Annotated in this window: 3 protein-coding genes and 1 pseudogene; all 4 read right to left on the reverse strand. The window is 48.6% G+C overall.

What is annotated here, in order from left to right:
• Window positions 1–19: 19 nt before the first annotated feature.
• Entirely contained in the window at window positions 20–556 is a 537-nt protein-coding gene (gene infC / locus NZ772_10835; GenBank protein MCS6814048.1) for a translation initiation factor IF-3, read from the reverse strand.
• A 192-nt stretch (window positions 557–748) separates the two neighbouring features.
• Window positions 749–1,420, reverse strand: a complete 672-nt coding sequence (gene hisH, locus NZ772_10840; protein ID MCS6814049.1) for an imidazole glycerol phosphate synthase subunit HisH — start codon at window positions 1,418–1,420, stop codon at window positions 749–751.
• 42 nt (window positions 1,421–1,462) lie between these two features.
• A complete protein-coding gene (locus NZ772_10845) occupies window positions 1,463–2,452 on the reverse strand; it encodes a helix-turn-helix domain-containing protein (protein MCS6814050.1) in 990 nt (329 codons plus the stop codon).
• Window positions 2,453–2,721: 269 nt separating this feature from the next.
• A pseudogene (locus NZ772_10850) lies at window positions 2,722–3,099 on the reverse strand (IS5 family transposase).

Raw genomic sequence — 3,099 nt, forward strand, 5'->3', positions numbered from 1 at the left:
TAGCATACAGCCCTCAGGATTAAGCCTTCTTAGGCGTAAACAATACCATCATGTTCTTGCCTTCACGCTTAGGTGCTTGCTGGACTTCTGCTACGTCCTTTAGGTCATCGGCCATGCGCTGTAGCAGTTCTTCTGCTAAATCGGCATGTTGCACCTCTCGCCCTCGAAACATCACGGTAGCCTTGACTTTATCCCCATCCTTCAAGAAGCCGATCGCTTGCCTCACGCGCACTTGGTAGTCGTGCTCGTCAATCTTGTAGCGCATCTTAACTTCCTTGACTTCAGCATTGTGTTGCTTCTTACGAGCTTCTCGCTCCTTCTTCTCTTGTTCATAGCGATACTTGCCGTAGTCCATAATCTTACAGACTGGTGGGTCGGCCTTATCGCTAAGCAGCACCAAGTCTAAGTTCTTCTCTTCGGCCATCCGCAAGGCTTCGCGGGGCGCTAAAATCCCCACTTGTGTACCGTCTGTATCAATCACTCGAACCTTAGGAAAGCGAATGCGCTCGTTGATATTAGGTAAATCCCGGTTAGGTTTGCGTTCAATCACAGGCATTTGTAAAAAGTGGACAAACACCCTCCAGGTAGGTTTAAGCTCCCCTACAGGAAGGCTCGTATAACAGCAACGTCTTGTATCCAGTTAACCCCCTCTAGGGAGTTCCAAGTCAACAGCCTCATGTCTCGTCTTCAAAAGACTCGCAGGAAAACTTAACATACTGCATAGCTATTTACAGCTATTTTACTCAGATCAATTCATATTCGCCGTAGTTGTTAACGGATCGTTATTACCGATAGTAATATCTTGTACTCGCTTAGCAAAGTTGGCTAGCACCTGAAGCCCAACTGTTGAAGATTTTTCAGGATGAAACTGTAATGCCATCAGATTTTCTGTAGCAATAGCTGCGGTCACAGTTTGACTGCCGTGGGTTACAGTGGCTGCTTGCACAGAGGGTTCGTAAGGCTCGGCGTAGTAGGAATGGACAAAATACATCCACGGATTGGAGGGGAGTTCTTGCCACAAAGGGCAGGATGGTTGCGTTAGGGTAAGCTGGTTCCAACCCATGTGAGGAATTGTGATCCCTGGTTCTGGCCTGAATCGGCGAACAACGCCAGGGAGAATGCCTAAGCCGGGTTCTTGCCCCTCTTCGCTAGCATCAAATAACACCTGCAATCCCAAGCAGATGCCCAAGAATGGTTTACCGCTTGTGATCGCCTGCCGAATAGGATCCTCTAGGTGGCGCGATCGGAGCTGCCGCATGGCTGGATCGAATGCACCAACGCCAGGTAAAACAACACCATCGGCACCCTCAATATCCGCTGGGGAGCTAGTGACCACTGGCTGAACACCGACACTATCCAGCCCTTTACAGGCTGAATGTAGGTTGCCCATATCGTAGTCAATCACAGCAATAATCGTCATTCATTCGCTTCCCTATGTCCTGACTAGCTGGCATCACAACCATCAAAATGTAACTGTCGAAATCTCACCTTCAGCACGGTTTGCAGCGGAACTCTGCTGCTGGTTTAACAGCGACCCATCATCCGTAGGTTTAATCTGCAATTCACGCACCTCACCGGGATCCCCCGCAGGCTTAGCATCACTGCCATTAATCGACAGCAAGACAGCTCCCGCGTTCCCAATTTGCATCGACACTAGTTCCTTGGCTGACCACTTGCGCTCAGCACCCTTTGGTAGAATGCCTGAAAAGGCTTCCTTGCCGTCAAGATTGATTTGTAGCCAAGACTCATCTGTTAAGGTTACTGATACTTCTACCAAGCTTTCACGCTGGGGTGGTGGTAAAAGTGGCAGCGACTCAGGCGAAACGCTTGCACTCACACTGGGAGATGGTGGAGGTACTAATGGCTGTTGAGAAAACAACCCAAACCTGGGAATCACCACTGCCAAGGCAACAATGCCCATGCTAAGAGCAGCGATCGGAAGCATCACAGGAACCAATACTCCAGGCGATCGTCGTGAAAACACCTTGAGCCTCTTTGAGGGCAACGCCTTAAGAGTAGACCGTACTAGAGTTAAATTAGCTGCCTTCAGGTCACTATCATCTGATGCTTTAGCAGTACTCGGTTGCTCCTCCTTGAGGATGTCAATAGACTGGCGGGGCACCACTAACTGCTCATTGTCACTCGCAACCGCAGCATGACCCGACGACAGTAAGGGCACAGACACTGCTGACTGAGGATTTATGACTGAAGCAGCTAGTGCTGATCCATCCAAACCAAGGATATCTCCACACTTACGAATGAACCCCTGTACAAAGACAGGCTCAGGCAGCTCATCCAGTCGGTGCTCTTCCAAAGCCTTCAACAGGCGTAGTTGAATGTAAGTTTTAGCCGCAATTTCCTCCAACGACACAGATTGCTCTAGCCGTCGCTGTTTCAGGACTGTCACGACATTCCAAAGCTGCTCAACTTGGCTAGCACTAAAACGATTCACAGCAACAATCTCTAACCACCACTAACCACTATAACTAGATATAACCAGATCGCATGTCAGCTCGTTCATAAACTATTGAACTTCAATTAAGCAAGTCTAGACGAAACTTGTTCAAGTACAGCAAGGTTTGCAAATCAACGACTGGTTATATTCTCGGTGACAGAGCTTAGTATCTCTAGGGCGTGTCATCAAATAAAAGAATTGACAACATGAGCCAAATGAGCGTCAAAGCGTTGGCTTATATCCTAAGCCAACAAGATGCTAGTATCCTAAGCCAACAAGATGCTAGAGGCAGCCAGATAAATACCTCCCAAAAAATTCACCGCTCGCTTATCATAGCGGGTCGCGATGGCTCGAAATTGCTTCAGCTTGGCAAAGAAATTCTCAATCAAATGACGCGCTTGGTACAACAGTGCATCATAAGCCCGAGGGTTCTTGCGGTTTTTCTTTGGTGGAATCACAACGTCAATGCCTCGTTGTTGCAAAGGGGTCACGACCCGTTCGTCTGCATCATAGGCTTTGTCCGCTAGCACTGCCTCTGCTTGGACGTGAGGCAATAACTCATCGGCTCCTTGCAAGTCCGAGGCTTGACCAGGGGTTAAAAAAAATGAGTGGGATTGCCCAACGCATCAGTAACGGTGTGAATC

This window comes from Cyanobacteriota bacterium (assembly GCA_025054735.1).
Classification (GTDB): Bacteria; Cyanobacteriota; Cyanobacteriia; order SKYG9; family SKYG9; genus SKYG9.

Bases quoted from the DNA above. Each gene is read 5' to 3' on its own strand.
- infC (MCS6814048.1), bottom strand. From the start codon at position 556: ATGCCTGTGATTGAACGCAAACCTAACCGGGATTTACCTAATATCAAC.
- hisH (MCS6814049.1), bottom strand. From the start codon at position 1,420: ATGACGATTATTGCTGTGATTGACTACGATATGGGCAACCTACATTCA.